Annotated in this window: 16 protein-coding genes; 9 read left to right on the forward strand and 7 right to left on the reverse strand. The window is 70.1% G+C overall.

Going from position 1 to position 19,986, the window contains the following annotated elements; translation table 11 throughout:
• Positions 1-32 precede the first annotated feature (32 nt).
• Positions 33-905: a glycerophosphodiester phosphodiesterase family protein gene (locus tag RMT89_RS01095; protein WP_315881972.1), complete on the reverse strand. Its 873-nt coding sequence runs from the start codon at positions 903-905 to the stop codon at positions 33-35.
• Between the two features lie 278 nt (positions 906-1,183).
• Here RMT89_RS01095 and RMT89_RS01100 point away from each other — a divergent pair, with 278 nt between their 5' ends.
• The 7 genes from RMT89_RS01100 (at position 1,184) to RMT89_RS01130 (ending at position 10,013) form a co-directional block, all read left to right on the forward strand.
• The gene (locus RMT89_RS01100) at positions 1,184-2,050 is read left to right on the forward strand and encodes an MHYT domain-containing protein (protein ID WP_315881973.1); all 867 of its coding nucleotides are present in this window, start codon (positions 1,184-1,186) and stop codon (positions 2,048-2,050) included.
• Between the two features lie 183 nt (positions 2,051-2,233).
• Positions 2,234-4,366 (forward strand): excinuclease ABC subunit UvrB, encoded by a 2,133-nt coding sequence (uvrB, locus tag RMT89_RS01105; RefSeq protein WP_315881974.1) that lies wholly within the window; start codon positions 2,234-2,236, stop codon positions 4,364-4,366.
• Positions 4,367-4,517: 151 nt separating this feature from the next.
• Complete coding sequence (locus tag RMT89_RS01110) at positions 4,518-5,096, forward strand: TerD family protein (protein ID WP_315881975.1); 579 nt, start codon at positions 4,518-4,520, stop codon at positions 5,094-5,096.
• A gap of 62 nt (positions 5,097-5,158) precedes the next feature.
• Positions 5,159-7,156 (forward strand): TerD family protein, encoded by a 1,998-nt coding sequence (locus RMT89_RS01115; protein ID WP_315881976.1) that lies wholly within the window; start codon positions 5,159-5,161, stop codon positions 7,154-7,156.
• A 254-nt stretch (positions 7,157-7,410) separates the two neighbouring features.
• Positions 7,411-8,412, forward strand: coding sequence for a TerC family protein (locus RMT89_RS01120; protein WP_315881977.1), 1,002 nt, complete (start codon positions 7,411-7,413; stop codon positions 8,410-8,412).
• A 128-nt stretch (positions 8,413-8,540) separates the two neighbouring features.
• On the forward strand, positions 8,541-8,843 hold the full coding sequence (locus RMT89_RS01125; protein ID WP_315881978.1) for a hypothetical protein: 303 nt from the start codon (positions 8,541-8,543) through the stop codon (positions 8,841-8,843).
• Between the two features lie 69 nt (positions 8,844-8,912).
• Positions 8,913-10,013 carry an ionic transporter y4hA gene (locus RMT89_RS01130; RefSeq protein WP_315881979.1) on the forward strand — a complete coding sequence of 367 codons (1,101 nt, stop codon included), beginning with the start codon at positions 8,913-8,915 and terminating at the stop codon, positions 10,011-10,013.
• On the opposite strand, the gene RMT89_RS01135 is transcribed toward RMT89_RS01130, so the two are convergent.
• Complete coding sequence (locus tag RMT89_RS01135; RefSeq protein WP_315881980.1) at positions 10,003-11,277, reverse strand: MFS transporter; 1,275 nt, start codon at positions 11,275-11,277, stop codon at positions 10,003-10,005. The two genes, RMT89_RS01130 and RMT89_RS01135, sit on opposite strands and share 11 nt — an antisense overlap.
• Before the next feature lie 95 nt (positions 11,278-11,372).
• Entirely contained in the window at positions 11,373-12,419 is a 1,047-nt protein-coding gene (locus RMT89_RS01140; protein ID WP_315881981.1) for an LD-carboxypeptidase, read from the reverse strand.
• A 104-nt stretch (positions 12,420-12,523) separates the two neighbouring features.
• On the opposite strand from RMT89_RS01140, the gene aroQ reads away from it, so the two are divergent.
• Entirely contained in the window at positions 12,524-12,997 is a 474-nt protein-coding gene (gene aroQ, locus RMT89_RS01145; RefSeq protein ID WP_315881982.1) for a type II 3-dehydroquinate dehydratase, read from the forward strand.
• 284 nt (positions 12,998-13,281) lie between these two features.
• Here the strand turns inward: aroQ and RMT89_RS01150 are convergent, their stop codons facing one another.
• A complete protein-coding gene (locus RMT89_RS01150; protein ID WP_315881983.1) occupies positions 13,282-13,938 on the reverse strand; it encodes an MBL fold metallo-hydrolase in 657 nt (218 codons plus the stop codon).
• Positions 13,939-13,947: 9 nt separating this feature from the next.
• Positions 13,948-14,634: a maleylpyruvate isomerase family mycothiol-dependent enzyme gene (locus RMT89_RS01155; protein WP_315881984.1), complete on the reverse strand. Its 687-nt coding sequence runs from the start codon at positions 14,632-14,634 to the stop codon at positions 13,948-13,950.
• A 222-nt stretch (positions 14,635-14,856) separates the two neighbouring features.
• On the opposite strand from RMT89_RS01155, the gene uvrA reads away from it, so the two are divergent.
• The gene (gene uvrA, locus RMT89_RS01160; protein WP_315881985.1) at positions 14,857-17,892 is read left to right on the forward strand and encodes an excinuclease ABC subunit UvrA; all 3,036 of its coding nucleotides are present in this window, start codon (positions 14,857-14,859) and stop codon (positions 17,890-17,892) included.
• A gap of 60 nt (positions 17,893-17,952) precedes the next feature.
• On the opposite strand, the gene RMT89_RS01165 is transcribed toward uvrA, so the two are convergent.
• Together RMT89_RS01165 and RMT89_RS01170 are read right to left on the reverse strand one after the other, a co-directional pair.
• The gene (locus RMT89_RS01165; protein ID WP_315881986.1) at positions 17,953-18,876 is read right to left on the reverse strand and encodes a carbohydrate kinase; all 924 of its coding nucleotides are present in this window, start codon (positions 18,874-18,876) and stop codon (positions 17,953-17,955) included.
• Positions 18,873-19,916: a LacI family DNA-binding transcriptional regulator gene (locus tag RMT89_RS01170; RefSeq protein ID WP_315881987.1), complete on the reverse strand. Its 1,044-nt coding sequence runs from the start codon at positions 19,914-19,916 to the stop codon at positions 18,873-18,875. The genes RMT89_RS01165 and RMT89_RS01170 overlap by 4 nt, the downstream gene beginning before the upstream one ends.
• Between the last annotated feature and the right edge of the window lie 70 nt (positions 19,917-19,986).

Raw genomic sequence — 19,986 nt, forward strand, 5'->3', positions numbered from 1 at the left:
ACCGTACGGCCCGGCACTGACAACGCCCTCGGTCAGCGCCCGCTCACCGCGTCCCGCACCACGTCGGGCTTGTTGGTGACGATGCCGTCGACGCCGTACCCGGCCACCCGCCGTGCGTTCACCGCGTCGTCGACGGTCCAGGTGAAGACCTCCAGCGGCTTGCCGTGCGCTCCGGTGAAGGCGTGCACGGCGGCGACGTAGCCCGCGGAGATCGAGCCGTGGGAGGGGTTGATCTGGTCGGTGAATTCGGCGTACGCGGGCAGGTCGGCCACGTTCGGCGTGCCGAGGAAGCCGGTCTTGACGGCCGGCTTGAGCTGGTGGACGGTCCGCACACTGTCCGCGCTGAAGCTCTGCACGATCAGCCGGCCCAGGTGGCGCCGGTCGAGCCAGCCCTCGTTGCCGAGCACCTTCAGGGTCTGACGCTCGATGCCCGGGTACAGGCCGGGGTTCTTGATCTCCAGGAGCAGCTTCTGGCGGTGGCGCTCGACGCGGGCCATGTACTGCTCCAGTGTCGGCACGCGCGCGCCCGCGTACGCGGGGCCGAACCAGCTTCCGGCGTCCAGGCGGGCGATCTCCGCGGCCGTGAAGTCCTTCACCTTCCAGGGCGCCCGGCCGGGGAAGACCTCCTCGACGTCGGTCGTCCGCTTCAGGTTGTCGTCGTGGATGACGACCAGCTCGCCGTCCTTGGTGCGCTGGACGTCGTTCTCGACCCACCTGATCCCGAGCTGTGCCGCCTTGTCGACGGCGGCCAGGGTGTTCTCCGGCGCGTAGGCCGAGGCGCCCCGGTGGGCGAGGACCGTCGGCGGGGTGCCGGTGACACCGGCCCGGGCATCGGGAGTCGGCAGCAGGAAGGTGGCGGTACCCAGGAGCGCGGTGGTCGTGGCGGCAACAGCGCGCGCGTGCATGCGTACTCCTTCTGACAAGCGTCACGGACAGCACCACTGTGACAGCAGAGCGTCAACAACAGGGGGTTGCAGGATGGCCATGGATCGAATGGGGTTGCCCAAGTCCGTTCACCGCTGCCGCACAACTGGGGCAGGTCCGTGTTTCTTTGCCGGAAAATCGTTCGACCATTCCGGTGGGGGTCATACTCTCTGCCTCAACCCTGACCGCTCGGGCGGTCCTGGGAGGGGGCGTGTTTCAGCACATTCCGGGACGCAAGAGGGCGGAAGGACAGCCGCGCATGCAGGGCACGGTCGACGGATTCAGCTACGGCCTCGTCACACCGCTGGTGGCCTTCCTCATGGCCTGCCTCGGCGGCGCCCTCGGCCTGCGCTGCACCACCAGAGCGATGCTCGTCACCCGCTCCTGGCGCCCCGGCTGGCTCGCCCTCGGCTCGGCGGCCATCGGTTCCGGCATATGGACCATGCACTTCGTCGCGATGATGGGGTTCACGGTCAAGGAGACCCCGATCCACTACGACAAACCGCTGACGTTCGCGAGCCTCGCCGTCGCCATCGTCATGGTCGGCATCGGGATCTTCATCGTGGGCTACAAGGGCGCACGCGGCACCGCCCTGTTCACCGGCGGCACCATCACCGGACTCGGCATAGCCTCCATGCACTACCTGGGCATGGCAGGGCTGCGGCTCAACGGCAAGCTGGAGTACAACACCCTCACCGTCGCCGCCTCCGTCGCCATAGCCATGGCCGCGGCAACCGCCGCCCTGTGGGCCGCAGGTCAGGTCAGGGGCTTCCTGTGGAGCGTGGGCGCGAGCCTCGTCATGGGGCTCGCCGTCAGCGGGATGCACTACACGGGCATGGCCGCCCTCAGCGTCCAGCTGCACAGCGCCTCGGACGTCTCGACGGGCGACTCGCCCGCGGCCATCCTCGCGCCCCTGATGATCGGCCCGCTCGCCTTCCTGCTGCTGGCCGGAGTCGTCGTGATGTTCGACCCCCTGATGGTCATGGGCAAGCCCGACCTGGCCGCCGTCGACAACAAACCCGGCATCCCCGCCCACAGCGCCGCCGCCCACACCGCCCGCCGCCCGCAGCTCCGCCCCCACCGCAGCCTGGACGAACGCCGCTCCCGCACCCCGCAGAACCGGTGACCCGGCCCCGTTGATGCTCCTATCAGGTCATGTTCCGCCCGGCCGGAGCCATGAGAACAGGTCCCGGCGACCGGACAGAACAGCGGGAAGACAACCCAGCAGGGCGTCAGTCAGTGGCTGGGCCACGATCACCGGAACCTGGGTACCAGCATCAATGTCAGTGGGTGGCCGTACGGTGGATCCATGCGGCCCGTTTCCAGCATCGAACGCACGGTGGCGCCCTTCGAGGTCGTCAGCCCCTACCAGCCCAGCGGCGACCAGCCGCAGGCCATCGCCGATCTCGCCCGGCGCATCCAGGCAGGTGAGAAGGACGTCGTCCTGCTCGGCGCGACCGGCACCGGCAAGTCCGCCACCACCGCGTGGATGATCGAGCAGCTCCAGCGCCCCACCCTGGTCATGGCGCCGAACAAGACCCTGGCCGCCCAGCTGGCGAACGAGTTCCGGGAGCTCCTCCCGAACAACGCCGTCGAGTACTTCGTCTCGTACTACGACTACTACCAGCCCGAGGCCTACGTACCGCAGTCGGACACCTACATCGAGAAGGACTCCTCGATCAACGAGGAGGTCGAGCGGCTGCGCCACTCCGCCACCAACTCGCTGCTCACCCGCCGCGACGTCGTCGTGGTCGCCTCCGTGTCCTGCATCTACGGCCTGGGCACCCCGCAGGAGTACGTGGACCGGATGGTCCCCCTCAAGGTCGGCGAGGAGATCGACCGCGACCAGCTGCTGCGCCGCTTCGTGGACATCCAGTACACGCGCAACGACATGGCCTTCGCCCGCGGCACCTTCCGGGTCCGCGGCGACACCATCGAGATCTTCCCGGTCTACGAGGAGCTGGCCGTCCGCATCGAGATGTTCGGCGACGAGATCGAGGCGCTGTCCACCCTGCACCCGGTCACCGGCGAGATCATCAGCGACGACGAGCAGCTGTACGTCTTCCCGGCCTCCCACTACGTCGCCGGACCCGAGCGCATGGAGCGGGCCGTCAACGACATCGAGAAGGAGCTGGGGGAGCGCCTGGCCGAACTGGAGAAGCAGGGCAAGCTCCTGGAGGCCCAGCGGTTGCGCATGCGCACCACGTACGACCTTGAAATGCTCCGCCAGATCGGCACCTGCTCGGGCGTCGAGAACTACTCGATGCACTTCGACGGCCGGCTGCCCGGCTCCCCGCCCAACACCCTGCTCGACTACTTCCCGGACGACTTCCTGCTCGTCATCGACGAGTCGCATGTGACCGTGCCCCAGATCGGCGCCATGTACGAGGGCGACGCCTCCCGCAAGCGCACCCTGGTGGAGCACGGCTTCAGGCTGCCCTCGGCGCTCGACAACCGCCCGCTGAAGTGGGAGGAGTTCCAGGAGCGCATCGGCCAGACCGTCTATCTGTCGGCGACCCCGGGCCAGTACGAACTCTCGCGCTCCGACGGCGCCGTCGAGCAGATCATCCGCCCCACCGGCCTGGTCGACCCCGAGGTGGTGGTCAAGCCCACCGAGGGCCAGATCGACGACCTGGTGCACGAGATCCGCAAGCGCACCGATAAGGACGAGCGGGTCCTGGTCACCACACTCACCAAGAAGATGGCCGAGGACCTCACCGACTACTTCCTGGAACTCGGCATCCAGGTGCGCTATCTGCACAGCGACGTCGACACCCTGCGCCGCGTGGAACTGCTGCGCGAGCTGCGCGCCGGTGAGTACGACGTACTGGTCGGCATCAACCTTCTGCGCGAGGGTCTCGACCTGCCCGAGGTCTCCCTGGTGGCCATCCTCGACGCGGACAAGGAGGGCTTCCTGCGCTCCGGCACGTCCCTGATCCAGACCATCGGCCGCGCCGCGCGTAACGTCTCCGGCCAGGTCCATATGTACGCCGACAAGATCACCGCGGCGATGGAGAAGGCCATCGACGAGACCAACCGCCGCCGGGAGAAGCAGGTCGCGTACAACAAGGCGAACGGCATCGACCCGCAGCCGCTGCGCAAGAAGATCAACGACATCGTCGCGCAGATCGCCCGCGAGGACGTCGACACCGAGCAACTCCTCGGCTCCGGCTACCGCAAGACCAAGGACGGCAAGGGTGCGAAGGCCCCGGTGCCCTCGCTGGGCGGCAAGGCGGCCAAGGGCGGGGCGAAGGGCAAGGCCAAGGAGACGGTGCCCACCGACCGCCCCGCGGCCGAGCTCGCCGAACAGATCGAGGAGATGACCGCGCGGATGCGCGCCGCCGCGGCCGACCTCCAGTTCGAGATCGCGGCCCGGCTGCGCGACGAGGTCTCCGAGATGAAGAAGGAACTGCGCCAGATGAAGGAGGCGGGCCTGGCCTGACGGGACAGGGGTGACCGCGCGGGGCGCGCAGTGTTGCAAGACCGACACAAAGTGCGGACCTGGGTACGGCACTGTCAGTGCCTCTGCGTAGGGTTCTCGTCATCCGCGGACTCCGCGGCAACAGGGGACAGTTCGAGAGGGGAATCAGCGCGTGACCGTCAACATGACCAAGGGTCAGGCCATCAGTCTGCAGAAGGGCGACGGCGGCAGCCTGACTGCGGTGCGTATGGGTCTCGGCTGGCAGGCGGCCCCGCGGCGTGGCCTGTTCGGCTCGCGCACCCGGGAGGTCGACCTGGACGCCTCCGCCGTCCTGTTCGCCGACAAGCAGCCGGTCGACGTGGTCTTCTTCCGCCACCTGGTGAGCGACGACGGCTCGGTCCGGCACACCGGTGACAACCTGGTCGGCGGTGTCGGCCAGGGCGGCGACGACGAGGCGATCCTCGTCGACCTGCAGCGGATCCCGGTCCACATCGACCAGATCGTCTTCACCGTGAACTCCTTCACGGGCCAGACCTTCCAGGAGGTCCAGAACGCCTTCTGCCGCATCGTCGACGAGACCAACGGCCAGGAGCTCGCCCGCTACACGCTCGCGGGCGGCGGCGCCTACACCGCCCAGATCATGGCGAAGGTGCACCGCAACGGCCCGGGCTGGACGATGACGGCCCTCGGTAGTCCGGCCAACGGCCGCACCTTCCAGGACCTGATGCCGGCGATCCTGCCGCACCTGTAGGCCCACCCGGCGAGCAGCACACTTCACCACACGAGACACAGCGACACAGGGGGACGAAGGCGATGACGGCCGAGCTGGTGCGGGGGCAGAACCACCTGCTCTCCCAGGCCCGTCTTGAGATCCGGGTCTCGGCCGGAGCGCCGGTCGTGGCGGGCGCCACGCTCAGCGACGAGCACGGCAAGATCCACGGCAAGGAGTGGGTGGCCCATCCGGGCGCGCCCACCCTGCCGGGCCTGGAGGTCTCCCGGCAGGCGGCCGCCGACCATCGGCTCGCCGTCGACCTGGACGCCGTGCCGGAAGCCGTGCACCGGGTCAGTGTGCTGCTCGCCCTGCCCACCGGCGTGGGGGGCCCGGTCCGCTTCGGCGCGGTCGCCGCCCCCTTCGTCGCGGTCACCGGCCTCGACGGCTCCGAGGTGGCCAGCTACACCATCACCGGTCTGGACGCCGAGTCGGCCGTCGTCGCCCTGGAGCTCTACCGGCGCCAGGGCGTCTGGAAGGTGCGCGCCATCGGCCAGGGCTACGCGGGCGGTCTCGCCGAACTGCTCGCCGACCAGAACCTGCCCGAGGCGGGTCTGCTGGCGAACGGCATCAACGACGCGGTGGCCCAGGGCCTGGCCCGATCGGTCCAGGCGCCTCTGCAGGGCGACCGCACCCGGCAGCCGGCCGCCCCGGCTGTGGGACCCGACCAGGGCGGCACCGCGGCCACGTCGCCGTACGGCACACAGGGCCCCTCCGGCGCCGTATCGCCGCCGCCCGCCACCCAGCCGTACGGCGCGCAGGCGCCGCAGAACACCCCCGAGCCCGGCTACCCGGCCGCGCCCGCTGACCCGCCCGCCGCTGGCATCAACTACAGCCACCCGGGCCGGCAGAACACCGCTCCGCCGCCGCCCGCCCCGCCCGCGCCCCCGGCCCAGCCGGGCCGGCCCGGGCAGCCGGTCGCGGGCGACGCCACCGGCTGGTCCATGGACGAGCGGCTCTACAACCAGGTCTGGGGCATGTTCGAGGACCTGGCCCGGACGACGGCCGCGTACCGCAGCGCCGTCGACTTCGCCGACTCGCGCATGGAGAAGGAGCTCGACCAGGTCCTGTCCGACCCGCGCAGCCGGATCGGCGGCCAGGGCGACGCCGCGCGCGAGGCGGCCCAGGCCAAGCACGCCCAGCTCGTGGACCAGGCCAGGGCCACCCTCGACCGGGACCTTGCCCAGCTCACCGCCGAGTCCGACGTCGTCGAGCCCGCGCTGCCGCCCGCGTACGCACGCTGGGACAACCCCGTCTGGCATGCCTACCGCGTGCCGATGGAGACGCCCATGGCGCTGCGTCTGGGCGATCTGTACCTGCCCGAGAGCGACCCGCTGCGCATACCGATGCTGGTCCGGCTGCCGCTGGAGCGCGGTCTGTGGATCGACAGCGGACAGTCGGGATCCCTCGACGGCTCGTTCCACGACTCCCACGACCTGCGCCGGCTCGCCCTGGAGACGGCCTTGGCGCACGCGGCGCGGCTGCTCGCCGTCCATCCGGCGGGCGACTTCACGGTCCATGTGATCGACCCGGCCGGCTCCGGCGCCCAGGCGCTCGCCCCGCTGGTCCAGACCGGCGTGCTCGGGGCCCCGCCTGCCGTGGGAGCGGCCGGAGTGACCGAGGTGCTCGGCAGGCTCACCCAGCGCGTCGACCTGGTGCAGATGGCGGTGCGCGGGGGCGCGTCCGAGTCACTCCCGCCCGGCTTCGACACCTCCGAGCAACTGCTGATCGTCCATGACTTCCCGCACGGCTTCGACGACCGGGCCGTGAACCAGCTGCGCTATCTCGCGGACGAGGGCCCGTCCGTCGGCGTCCATTTGATGATGGTCGCCGACCGTGAGGAGGCCGCTGCCTACGGCCCGTTGCTGGACCCGCTGTGGCGTTCGCTGCTGCGACTCACCCCGGTGCCGGAGGACCACCTCGCCGACCCCTGGGTGGGGCACGCCTGGACCTACGAGCCCCCGCTCGTACCGCCCGGCAGCCAGGTGCTCCAGCAGGTGCTCACCCAGGTCGCGGCGGCCCGCCGCTCCTGGAACCGGTGACCTGACACCCCCTTTACCAAGCATCCGCAAAGCCGCTCCGACCTGGGCTTTTGGTGTTTCTTTTACTTCGCCCTTTACCTTTCCTTGGTGATTGGGTACTCTCGTTCGTGCGGAGGGGAGTACTCCCTGTCTACTGCGGCGTTCCCGTCAATACGGATCAGGCCAGATCCCGGGGCGTCGGCCCGATCGCGGGTGGAAGAGACCTCCGGCAGCGACGACGCTGACATTTGCCGTTACGTACTGCCGGAGGCGCAGTGGATGTTTCCCTGACCCTGTGGGTCCTGACGATCGTGGGCCTCGCCGCCCTCATCGCGGTCGACTTCTTCATCGGCCGCAAGCCGCACGACGTGTCCATCAAGGAAGCCGGGATCTGGACCGTCGTCTGGATCGCCCTGGCCGGTCTCTTCGGCCTCGGACTGCTGGTCTTCGGCGGCGGACAGCCCGCTGGCGAGTTCTTCGCCGGCTTCATCACCGAGAAGTCGCTGAGCGTCGACAACCTCTTCGTCTTCGTCCTGATCATGGCGAAGTTCGCCGTGCCCTCGCAGTACCAGCAGCGCGTGCTCCTCGTCGGGGTGCTCATAGCCCTGGTGCTGCGCGCGATCTTCATCGCCGCGGGCGCCGCTGTCATCGCCAACTTCGCCTGGGTGTTCTACATCTTCGGCGCGTTCCTGATCTGGACGGCCTGGAAGCTCATCCAGGAGGCCCGGGCCGACAAGGAGGACGAGGAGTTCGAGGAGAACAAGCTCCTCAAGGCCGCCGAGCGCCGCTTCGGTGTCGCCGACCGCTACCACGGCACCAAGCTGTGGATCCAGCAGAACGGCAAGCGGGTCATGACCCCGATGCTCGTCGTGATGCTCGCCATCGGCTCCACGGACGTGCTCTTCGCCCTGGACTCCATCCCCGCGATCTTCGGTCTGACCCAGGACCCGTACATCGTCTTCACCGCCAACGCGTTCGCGCTGATGGGGCTGCGGCAGCTGTACTTCCTGATCGGCGGTCTGCTGAAGAAGCTGGTCCACCTCAGCTACGGCCTGTCGATCATCCTCGGCTTCATCGGAGTCAAGCTGGTGCTGCAAGCGCTGCACGAGTCCGGTGTGGATGTCCCGGAGATCAGCATTCCGGTCTCGCTGGGCGTGATCTGCTCCGTCCTGATCGTCACCACGATCACCAGCCTCCGCGCTTCCAAGAAGCAGGCCGCGGCCGAGGCGGCGCAGAAGGGGAGCGAAGGCGCTCCGAAGGACAGCATCGAGGCCTGACGGCTTCGGGCGTAGAAACAACCATCACCGGGAGAGATGCGCGGCGATTGCCGTGCGCCTCTCCCGGTGCTTGCTTTGTTCTGAGCGCGTTCCCCGGCCCGGGGGCGCAGTGGCCGGCGGAGGTATCCGTGAAGTTCGTGCAGATCATCGACTTCGAGACCGAGCGGCTCGACGAAATGGAACAGCTGCTGGAGGACGCACGGCAGCGCCTGGCCGACCAGGAGGGCGGCCCCACCCACCGCATCCTCCTGAAGGACCGTGACACGCCCGGGCGTTACCTCTCGCTGATCGAGTTCGAGTCGTACGAGGAGGCCATGCGCAACAGCGAGCGCCCTGAGACCACCAAGATGGCCGAGCAACTCGGTGCGCTGTGCACCCGTGAACCCCGCTTCATCAACTGCGATCTGCTGGACGCACGCGATCTCAAGTAGTCCGGCCGAGGCGAACGGGCCCCGCACCATCGACATGCGGGGCCCGTCCCCCTTTGCGACGATCGCTGCATGATCGCTCGGCTCAGGTCGCTCGCCCTCCAGTGGACAGCCGCCGTGCCGGTGCTCGCGGTGGCCCTGCTGGCTCTGACCTGGGGCCGGGACCTGCCGGGCGCGGTCGTCGCCCTGGTGACCCTCGTTCTCGCCGGAGCCGTCCTGGCCGCCGTCCACCACGCCGAGGTCATCGCCCACCGGGTGGGTGAACCCTTCGGCTCCCTCGTCCTCGCCGTCGCGGTCACGATCATCGAGGTCGCCCTGATCGTCACCCTGATGGTGGACGGCGGCGACAAGAGCGCGACCCTCGCCCGGGACACCGTCTTCGCCGCCGTGATGATCACCTGCAACGGCATCGTCGGCCTGTGCCTCCTGGTCGCCTCCCTGCGCCACGGCACCGCGGTCTTCAACCCCGAGGGCACCGGCGCGGCCCTGGCGACCGTCGCCACGCTGGCCACCCTCAGCCTGGTCCTGCCGACCTTCACCACCAGCAAGCCGGGCCCGGAGTTCTCCACCGTCCAGCTGACCTTCGCCGCGATCTCCTCGCTCGTCCTGTATGGCCTGTTCGTCGCGACGCAGACCGTGCGCCACCGCGAGTACTTCCTGCCCATCACCCGGCAGGGCGACGTGATCACCGCCGATGACCACGCCGGCGCCCCGACTGCCCGGACCGCCTGGATCAGCCTGGCCCTGCTGGCTCTGGCGCTCATCGGTGTGGTCGGCCTCGCCAAGGCGGTGTCGCCCACCATCGAGTCCGGTGTGGAGTCGGCGGGACTGCCGCAGGCCGTCGTCGGCGTGATCATCGCCCTGCTGGTGCTGCTGCCCGAGACGATCGCCGCGCTGCGCTCCGCCCGCCGCGACCGTGTGCAGACCAGCCTCAACCTCGCGCTCGGCTCGGCGATGGCCAGCATCGGCCTGACCATCCCCGCGGTCGCCCTGGCGACGATCTGGCTCTCCGGGCCGCTCGTCCTGGGCCTCGGCGCCACCCACATGGTGCTGCTCGCCCTGACGGTCGTGGTGAGCTCGCTGACCGTGGTGCCGGGCCGGGCCACACCCCTTCAGGGCGGGGTGCACCTCGTGCTGTTCGGGGCCTACCTGGAACTCGCGATCAATCCATGACCGGCGTCGGCGTCGCCACCGCCCGCGCCGGACGCGTCTCCGGCAGCAGCGCGAAGCAGCCGAGACTGAGCAGCGCGATCCCCGTGAGATACGCCCCCACACCCCACGGCACCCGGCCGCCCTGCTCGGCCAGCGCGGTCGCCGCGAGGGGCGTGAGCGCGCCGCCCAGGACTCCGCCGAGGTTGTAGCCGACGGCGGCGCCCGTACAGCGCACCCGCGGCTCGTACAGCTCCGGCAGATACGCCGCGACGACGGCGAACATCGTGATGAACGAGAGCATCGCGCCCAGGAAGCCCAGGAACATCAGCAGCGGCGCACCGGTGGCGAGCAGCGCGACCATCGGGAACATCCACACCGCGGCCGCCGCGCATCCGGCCAGACACATCGGCCGCCGCCCGTACCGGTCCCCGAGCAGCGCCGCCACCGGGGTGAGCGACCCCTTCACCAGCACCGCGCCCATGATGCAGACCAGCATGACCGTACGGCTCACCCCGAGCCGTTCCGTCGCATAGGCGAGGGACCAGGTCGTCACCGCGTAGAAGATCGCGTACCCGACCGCCAGCGCGCCGGCTGTCAGCAGCACGAGCCGCCAATGGTCGCGCACGACCTCGGCGAGCGGCACGCGCGCGTGGTCGTCGATCTCCAGGAACTGCGGGCTCTCGGCGAGCGACGACCTGAGCCACAACCCCGCCACGGCCAGCGCCCCCGCCGCCCAGAACGGCACTCTCCAGCCCCACGCGGCGAACTGTGCCTCGGACAGGGTCGCCGCGAGCGCCAGCGTCACGCCGTTCGCGAGGAGAAACCCGACCGCCGGGCCCACCTGCGGAAAGCTCGACCACAGTCCCCGCCGGTCGGCGGGCGCGTGCTCCGCGGTCAGCAGGACGGCCCCGCCCCACTCCCCGCCGAGCCCGAGCCCCTGCAGAAAGCGCAGCACGAGCAGCAGGACGGGAGCGGCCACCCCGATCGTGTCGTACGTCGGTACACAGCCGACCGCGACCGTGGAGGCGCCGGTCAGCAGCAGGGAGGCCACCAGGACCGGCCGCCGCCCGTGCCGGTCCCCGATGTGCCCGAACAGCACGGAGCCGAGCGGCCGCGCGACGAACCCCACCCCGAACGTCCCGAACGCGGCCAGTGTCCCCGCCACAGGCGAGAACGTGGGGAAGAACAGCGGCCCCAGGACCAGCGCCGCGGCGGTCCCGTAGACGAAGAAGTCGTAGAACTCGATGGCCGTCCCGGCGAGCGAGGCGGCCGCGAGCCGCAGCATGGAGGGCTTCCTTACGGTGCGTACGTCGTGCATGCCGCGTCAACTACCCACGGTGACCGCGGGTTACGGGGCCGCGGGGAAGCGCCCGCCGCGCCTCAGTACGTGACGGTGATGCGCCGGGCCGGGCCGTCGACCCGTACGAGACCGCCGTAGGGGATCACAAGCTGTGGATCGGTGTGGCCGAAGTCCACATCGAAGACGATCGTGGTGTCGGGGGCGTACACCCGCATGGCGCGCAGGACGGCCTCGCGCTGTTCCTCGGCGTAACGCGCCGCTTCCTCGGGGCTGTTGGGGTGTTCGAAGGACCAGGTCTTCGGGCGGCCCATCAGCAGGGCGGAGAAGCGCTGGAGCAGTCCGCGCTCGCCCATGTTGCGCAGGGTGCGGAAGACCTCGGTGCCGCTCGGCAGTTCCTCCGAGGTCTCCAGGAGCAGGACGCCGCCGTCGAACTCCGTCAGATCGCGCGGGATCTCACGGTCGGCCATCAGCAGCCAGCCGAGGATCTCCAGACAGCCGCCCCAACTGCGGCCCTCCACCACGCGGTCGGCGTTCACCCAGGCCCAGCCGGCGCCCGGCTTCGTCTCGGGCTCCGCGTCGAAGGTGGCCGGGTCGGCCCAGTCACGGTCGATGCCGTTCCAGCGGTCGGCGGGGCTCAACTCGTACTCGCCCGAGGTGAACAGCGCCGCGCGCAGCGAGTCCGCCGTCAGCCGGTTCATGGTGACCGGGCGGCCCAGCTCGGTCATCACCGTCGCGCCGTGGTAGGCGACGATTCCGGTATTGCGCAGGAACGCCAGCAGATTCGTGTTGTCGCTCATCCCGAAGAACGGCTTCGGGTTCGCCCGGATCAACTCCCGGTCCAGGAAGGGAAGTACGGTGATCTGGTCGTCGCCGCCGATGGACGCGATCACCGCCTTGATGTCCGGATCGGCGAAGGCGGCGTGGATGTCGTCGGCGCGCTCCTGGGGCGTCGAGCCCATCTTGCGGGTCGCCGGGTACTCCACCGGTTCGAGGTCGTACTCCTTGCGCAGCCGCTCCAGACCCAGTTCGAAGGGGCGCGGGAAGAGTCCGGGCAGGCCGCTGCCGGGGGAGATGACGGCTATGCGGTCGCCGGGGGAGGGCTTGGGCGGGTACGAGATCGTCGTCATGCCGGGCAGGGTACGGGCCGTGGCGTCGTCCGTGCACCGTGATAAACCGGGTCTGAGCAGCGGTCCTCGACGGACCGCTCCCATTCGAACGGACCGGAGGAACCGTGCCCCGCACCCTGGCCAACGCCCCGATCATGATCCTCAACGGCCCCAACCTGAACCTGCTCGGCCAGCGTCAGCCCGAGATCTACGGCTCCGACACCCTCGCCGACGTCGAGGCGATGTGCGCCAAGGCGGCGGCCGCGCACGGCGGGACGGTGGACTTCCGTCAGTCCAACCACGAGGGCGAGCTGGTCGACTGGATCCACGAGGCCCGGCTCAACCACTGTGGGATCGTGATCAACCCGGCCGCCTACTCGCACACGTCCGTCGCGATCCTGGACGCACTCAACACCTGCGACGGCATGCCGGTGGTGGAGGTCCACATCTCCAACATCCACCAGCGCGAGTCCTTCCGCCACCACTCCTACGTCTCGGCCCGCGCCGACGGGGTCATCGCCGGCTGCGGCGTGCAGGGCTATGTCTTCGGCGTCGAGCGCGTAGCGGCCATGGTGGGCGCGGCGCAGGCCGAGGCGTAATACCCGCCGCCCATGGATGCGCGCCCCTTACCGGTGCGCGGTCCGGGAGCGCACCGGGGCCGCCGGTCGAGGGCGGGGAATGAGACCGGCGGCCCGTACCGCGCAGGAGCCGTCATCCTGTGCGGGTTGCTTCCAGTTGACTACGCAACAGCATGCGCGGGGAGCGCGCGCAGGGCGCGGGTGCGTGTGAAGGGTTCACACGGGGCGCGCGGACAGGGTTGCGCGCCGGAGCGCCCGCGCTGGGCGTACGAGTTGGGGTGCGCGCCCGGCGTGCACCCCACCGTTCACCATCCCCGAGCCCGCCACTCCGGCAGGTGCGGCCGCTCCGCGCCCAGCGACGTGTCATTGCCGTGGCCCGGGTAGACCCAGGTCTCGTCCGGCAGCACGGCGAAGATCTTCGTCTCGACGTCGTGGATCAGGCTGGCGAAGGCCTTCGGGTCCTTGCGGGTGTTGCCCACGCCGCCCGGGAACAGACAGTCCCCGGTGAACACATGGGGATGCCCGTGCGGGTCGTCGTAGACGAGGGCGATCGAGCCCGGCGTGTGCCCGACCAGGTGGCGCGCCGTCAGTTCCACGCGCCCCACGCGGATGACGTCCCCGTCGTCGACCAGGACGTCGGTCGGCACGGGGATGCCCTCGGCGTCCTCGCGCCCCGCGTACGTGCGCGCGCCCGTGGCCGCGACGACCTGCGCGAGCGCCTGCCAGTGGTCGCCGTGCCGGTGGGTGGTGACGACGGACGCGATGCCGTCGTCACCGATCATGCCGATCAGCGTCTCCGCGTCGTTCGCCGCGTCGATCAGCAGTTGCTCGTCCGTGGCCCGGCAGCGCAGCAGATAGCAGTTGTTGTCCATCGGACCGACCGCGATCTTGGTGATCATCAGGTCCTTGAGCTCGTGCACGTCCGCCGGGCCCCCGACCGTCACCTCTCCGCTGTACGTCATGGCGGCAGCCTATAGTGGGGGAAGCGTCGGCAGGGGTCCGCCGGCAGCGGTCAGCGCCGATCCGTCGCGGCGGCCGCAGAGCCAGCCGAGCAGATCGGCCTGGCGGCCGCTGACGGTGACCGGGTCTCCCTCCCGACGGCCGGTGGGGATGTTCCTCCCGTCGTCCTCCACGATCATCACGGCGGCCACCGCGGGGTTGCCCCGGAACCGCTCCGCAAGGAAGTTGATCTCCCGCTGGGTGAACTCCTCCGGAAGATCCTCCAGCTCGTACCCGATCCCGAGGTCCACGTGGTGCAGCTCCACCTCGACCCACCGCCGGAACGGCACCCGGGCCGCGGAGTCGGTGACCCCGTTGCGCAGCTCCACGGTCCGCGACCAGTCCGCGGGCACCTCCCCGGCCCGCGCGAACCGGGCCGCGCTCTCGCGCACGTCCGCGAGCTGGACGTCGAGGGCGCGCGGCGCGTCCCGCTCGATGTCGGCGTCCCGTGCCTCGGCGGAGGCGTACATGGGCCGCCCTTCGAGCACGTTCACCAGAGCGTCCGCGTTGCGCGCGAGATGGGCGAGGACATGGCCGCGGGTCCAGCCGGGGAGCCGTGACGGCTCGGCGATCGCGGCGTTGTCCAGCTTGGCGGCAGCGGTGAGCAGTCGTTCGGTCGCGTCACGTACAGACGCCAGGTCATGAGCGTGATCAATCATGCTGCTGACCTTAGTCCCGCCACACCTTTGGGTGAAGGTCGTGAAGCAGTGCCGAAAATCGAATGCGCGTGCTATATGGTCGGAAGTGGCGTCGGGCATGCTGGAGAGCTGGGGATTGTTACGCATCCGGGAATCCGACCGGCGTTGTCAGTGGCTCCCCCTAGTCTGAGAAAGACGGGGGCCCCGCCCCTGTCACTTCTCTCAAGAAAGGTGCGGACCGGCGTGGCCGACCGTCTCATCGTCCGTGGCGCGCGCGAGCACAACCTCAAGAATGTCTCGCTCGACCTGCCGCGCGACTCGCTCATCGTCTTCACGGGCCTGTCGGGGTCGGGCAAGTCCTCGCTGGCCTTCGACACCATCTTCGCGGAGGGCCAGCGGCGCTACGTGGAGTCGCTGTCCTCGTACGCCCGCCAGTTCCTCGGCCAGATGGACAAGCCGGACGTCGACTTCATCGAGGGCCTCTCGCCCGCGGTCTCCATCGACCAGAAGTCGACCTCGCGCAACCCGCGCTCGACGGTCGGCACCATCACCGAGGTCTACGACTATCTGCGCCTGCTCTTCGCGCGCATCGGCAAGCCGCACTGTCCCGAGTGCGGCCGCCCGATCTCGCGCCAGTCGCCGCAGGCCATCGTCGACAAGGTCCTGGAGCTGCCGGAGGGCAGCCGCTTCCAGGTACTGTCGCCGCTGGTCCGCGAGCGCAAGGGAGAGTTCGTCGACCTCTTCGCCGACCTCCAGACCAAGGGCTACTCCCGCGCGCGGGTCGACGGCGAGACCATCCAGCTCTCCAACCCGCCCACGCTGAAGAAGCAGGAAAAGCACACCATCGAGGTGGTGGTCGACCGCCTCACGGTGAAGGACTCCGCCAAGCGCCGGCTCACCGACTCCGTGGAGACCGCCCTCGGCCTGTCCGGCGGCATGGTCGTGCTCGACTTCGTCGACCTCCCCGCGGACGATCCCGAGCGCGAGCGCATGTACTCCGAGCACCTGTACTGCACGTACGACGACCTGTCCTTCGAGGAGCTGGAGCCCCGCTCCTTCTCCTTCAACTCGCCCTTCGGCGCCTGCCCCGAGTGCACCGGTATCGGCACGCGCATGGAGGTCGACCCCGAGCTGATCGTCCCGGACGAGGACAAGAGCCTCGACGAGGGCGCCATCCACCCCTGGTCGCACGGCCACACCAAGGACTACTTCGGCCGGCTGATCGGCGCCCTCGCGGACGCGCTGGGATTCCGGACCGACATCCCCTTCGCGGGGCTCCCGCAGCGCGCCAGGAAGGCCCTGCTGTACGGGCACAAGACGCAGATCGAGGTCCGCTACCGCAACCGGTACGGCCGCGAGCGCGTGTACACGACGCCGTTCGAAGGCGCCGTCCCCTTCGTCAAGCGCCGGCACAGCGAGGCCGAGTCCGACGCCAGCCGGGAGCGCTTCGAGGGCTATATGCGCGAGGTGCCCTGCCCCACCTGTGAGGGCACACGCCTGAAGCCGATCGTCCTCGCGGTCACCATCATGGAGAAGTCGATCGCCGAGGTCGCCGCGATGTCCATCAGCGACTGCGCGGACTTCCTGGGCGAGCTCAAGCTCAACGCCCGCGACAAGAAGATCGCCGAGCGCGTGCTGAAGGAGGTCAACGAACGGCTGCGGTTCCTGGTCGACGTCGGCCTGGACTACCTCTCGCTCAACCGCGCGGCCGGCACCCTCTCCGGCGGCGAGGCCCAGCGCATCCGCCTGGCCACCCAGATCGGCTCCGGCCTCGTCGGCGTGCTGTACGTCCTCGACGAGCCGTCCATCGGTCTGCACCAGCGCGACAACCACCGGCTGATCGAAACCCTGGTCCGGCTGCGCGACATGGGCAACACGCTCATCGTCGTCGAGCACGACGAGGACACCATCAAGGTCGCCGACTGGGTCGTCGACATCGGCCCCGGCGCCGGTGAGCACGGCGGCAAGGTCGTGCACAGCGGCTCCCTGAAGGAGCTGCTCACCAACGCCGAGTCGCAGACCGGGCAGTACCTCGCGGGCAAGAAGTCCATCCCGCTGCCCGCCATCCGGCGCCCGCAGGACCCGACCCGCAGGCTCACGGTGCACGGCGCCCGGGAGAACAACCTCCAGGACATCGACGTCTCGTTCCCGCTGGGCGTCTTCACCGCGGTCACCGGTGTGTCCGGTTCCGGCAAGTCGACGCTGGTCAACGACATCCTGTACACACACCTGGCCCGCGAGCTCAACGGCGCCCGGAACGTCCCGGGGCGGCACACACGCGTGGACGGCGACGACCTCGTCGACAAGGTCGTGCACGTCGACCAGTCGCCCATCGGCCGCACCCCGCGGTCCAACCCGGCGACGTACACCGGAGTCTTCGACCACATCCGCAAGCTGTTCGCCGAGACGACCGAGGCGAAGGTCCGCGGCTACATGCCGGGCCGCTTCTCCTTCAACGTCAAGGGCGGCCGCTGCGAGAACTGCGCGGGCGACGGCACCATCAAGATCGAGATGAACTTCCTCCCGGACGTCTACGTCCCGTGCGAGGTCTGCCACGGCGCCCGGTACAACCGGGAGACCCTGGAGGTCCACTACAAGGGCAAGTCCATCTCCGAGGTCCTGAACATGCCGATCGAGGAAGCCATGGACTTCTTCGAGGCCGTCCCGGCGATCAACCGCCACCTCAAGACGCTGAACGACGTCGGTCTCGGCTATGTCCGCCTCGGCCAGTCCGCGACCACCCTGTCCGGCGGCGAGGCCCAGCGCGTGAAGCTCGCCAGCGAGCTCCAGAAGCGCTCCACCGGACGCACGGTCTACGTCCTCGACGAGCCGACCACCGGTCTGCACTTCGAGGACATCAGCAAGCTGCTGAAGGTCCTGTCCGGCCTGGTCGACAAGGGCAACACGGTCATCGTCATCGAGCACAACCTCGATGTGATCAAGACCGCCGACTGGGTCGTCGACATGGGCCCCGAGGGTGGCGCCGGCGGCGGTCTGGTCGTCGCCGAGGGCACGCCCGAGGAGGTCGCAGCGGTCCCGGCCAGCCACACCGGCAAGTTCCTGCGGGAGATCCTCGGCGACCGGATCAGCGACGCGTCCTCGGTGCAGGCCCCGCGCAGGGCGGCGGCCAAGAAGACGGTCGCGGCCAAGTCGACGGCGAAGAAGACGGCCACTGCCAGGACCACGAAGGCCGTCAACAACACGGCCACCAAGAAGGCCGCGGGAGCCACCAAGAAGGCGGCACCGGCGAAGAAGACGACCCGGGCCCGCAGGGCCTGAGCCCGTCGGCCGGAGAGCGGCGCGCCCCCGCGGAGACCTCCCGCGGGGGCGCGCCGCGTCTCACCTGCCTTCGAGTACGTCGGCCAGTTCCGAGGCGTACGGCGGTTCCGCGCCCGCGCGCGAGCAGGTGATCGCCGCCGCGCGGGCCGCGAAGCGCAGCAGCGCCGTCCAGTCGTTCCCGCCGAGCCGCGCCACCGCCTGCGGGGACAGCGCGCCCCGGACGGAGAGACCGTGCAGCAGGGCCGCGTTCACGGTGTCCCCGGCTCCGATCGTGTCCACGACGTCGACCTTCTCGCCCGGCACGGAGTGCTCCGCGCCGTCCCGGGTGAACACGGTGAGCCCGTCACCGCCGTGGGTGACCACCACGGCCGCGGGGCCCTCGGCCAGCCACGCGCGCGGGGTGCCGCCGAGCCACTCCGCGTCCTCCGCGGACAGCTTGAGCAGCGACACCGACGGCAGCCAGCCGCGGAACCGGGCCCGGTAGGCGTCCGGGTCGGGGATCAGTCCCGGGCGGATGTTCGGGTCGAGGGCGGTGAACACGCCCTGCGCGGCCGCCGCCCGCATCAGCTTCTCGTAGGCGGTCGCGCCCGGCTCCAGGACGAGCGAGCAGGTCCCGAAGGACGCCGCGCGGGTGCCGTGGGGCAGGGCGTCGGGCGTGGTGAACAGCCGGTCGGCGGTGCCGTCGACGTAGAAGGAGTAGGCGGCCGAGCCACCCGCGTCGACAGTGGCGACCGCGAGCGTCGTCGGCTCGGTCCCGCGCTGCACGCCCGACACGTCCACCCCGGCCGTCCGCAGCCCGTCCAGCAGGGCCTCGCCGAAGGCGTCGGAGGACGTACGGGAGCAGAAGGCCGTGGGGGAGCCCAGGCGGCCGAGGGCCACGGCCGTGTTGAAGGGGCCGCCGCCGAGGGCCGGCCGCAGGCTCGCGAGGGCGCCCGTGCCCTGCGGCACGAGGTCGATCAGGGCCTCACCGGCGACGACGATCACGAGGCGGTTCCTTTGCTTGCGTTCGGGAGCTGGTCGGGGCAGCCGCACGAGGTGCGGTGGACGAAGGAGCAGTCGAGCCGCACCGTGCGGGCGGGCCGGTCCGGTTCGGCGAGCCGGTCCAGGAGGACGCGTACGGCCTGGGCGCCGATCTCCCTGCTGGGCTGGGCGATCGCGGTGAGCCGGGGTGCGAACAGGTCGGCCCAGGCGAAGTCGTCGAAGCAGCACAGGGCGATGTCGTCGGGCACGGACAGGCCGCGTTCGCGCAGGGCGCGCAGGGCACCGATGGTCATCGCGTTGTTGGCGGTGACCAGAGCCGTGGGCGGTGCGGCGAGGGACAGCAGGGCCGCGGTGGCGCGCTCGGCGCCCGCGGACTCGGAGTCGCCGTGCACGATGAGACGTTCGTCGTGGGCGAGGCCGGCGTGCGCGAGCCCGTGCCGGTAGCCGGTGATCCGTTCGCTGGTGGTGCTGAGCCCGTGGCGCCCCGCGACCAGGCCGATCCGCCGGTGGCCGAGCTCCGTGAGGTGGGTGACCAGACGGGTCGTCGGCTCGGCGCTCGCGGCGCACACCTGGTCGAAGTGCGGCGCGGCCTCGTCGTCCACCAGCCGGTCGAGGAACACCGTCGGTACGTGGTGGCGGCGCAGGTAGGCCAGGAGCGCGCGCGGGTCCGCGGAGGGCGCGACGATCATGCCGTCCACGCGCCGCTCGAGCAGCAGCTGGACGACCTTGCGCTCGTGCTCGGGGTCGTCGTGCGGATCGGCGATGAGCAGGCTGTAGCCGTGCTCCAGGGCGCCGGCCTCGACGCCCTGGAGGATCTCCGTGAAGTAGGGGTTGCTGATCGCCGACACCGCGAGGCCGATGGACCGGGTGCGGGCGGTCACCAGGGAGCGGGCCAGGGAGTTCGGTGTGTAGCCGAGCCTGTCGATGGCGTCCAGGACCGCCTGACGGGTGTGGGGGAGGACCGGGCGGGTGTCGTTGAGCACATGCGAGACGGTCGCCACGGAGACGCCCGCGTCACGGGCCACATCGGCCATGGTCGGCATCGTGTTCCTCCCGGCTTCAGACCGCGTCCGTTCTTCTTCTGGCCGGGAAGGTATCCCATCCGGAGGCCCG

The organism is Streptomyces sp. P17, from assembly GCF_032436805.1.
GTDB lineage: Bacteria > Actinomycetota > Actinomycetes > Streptomycetales > Streptomycetaceae > Streptomyces.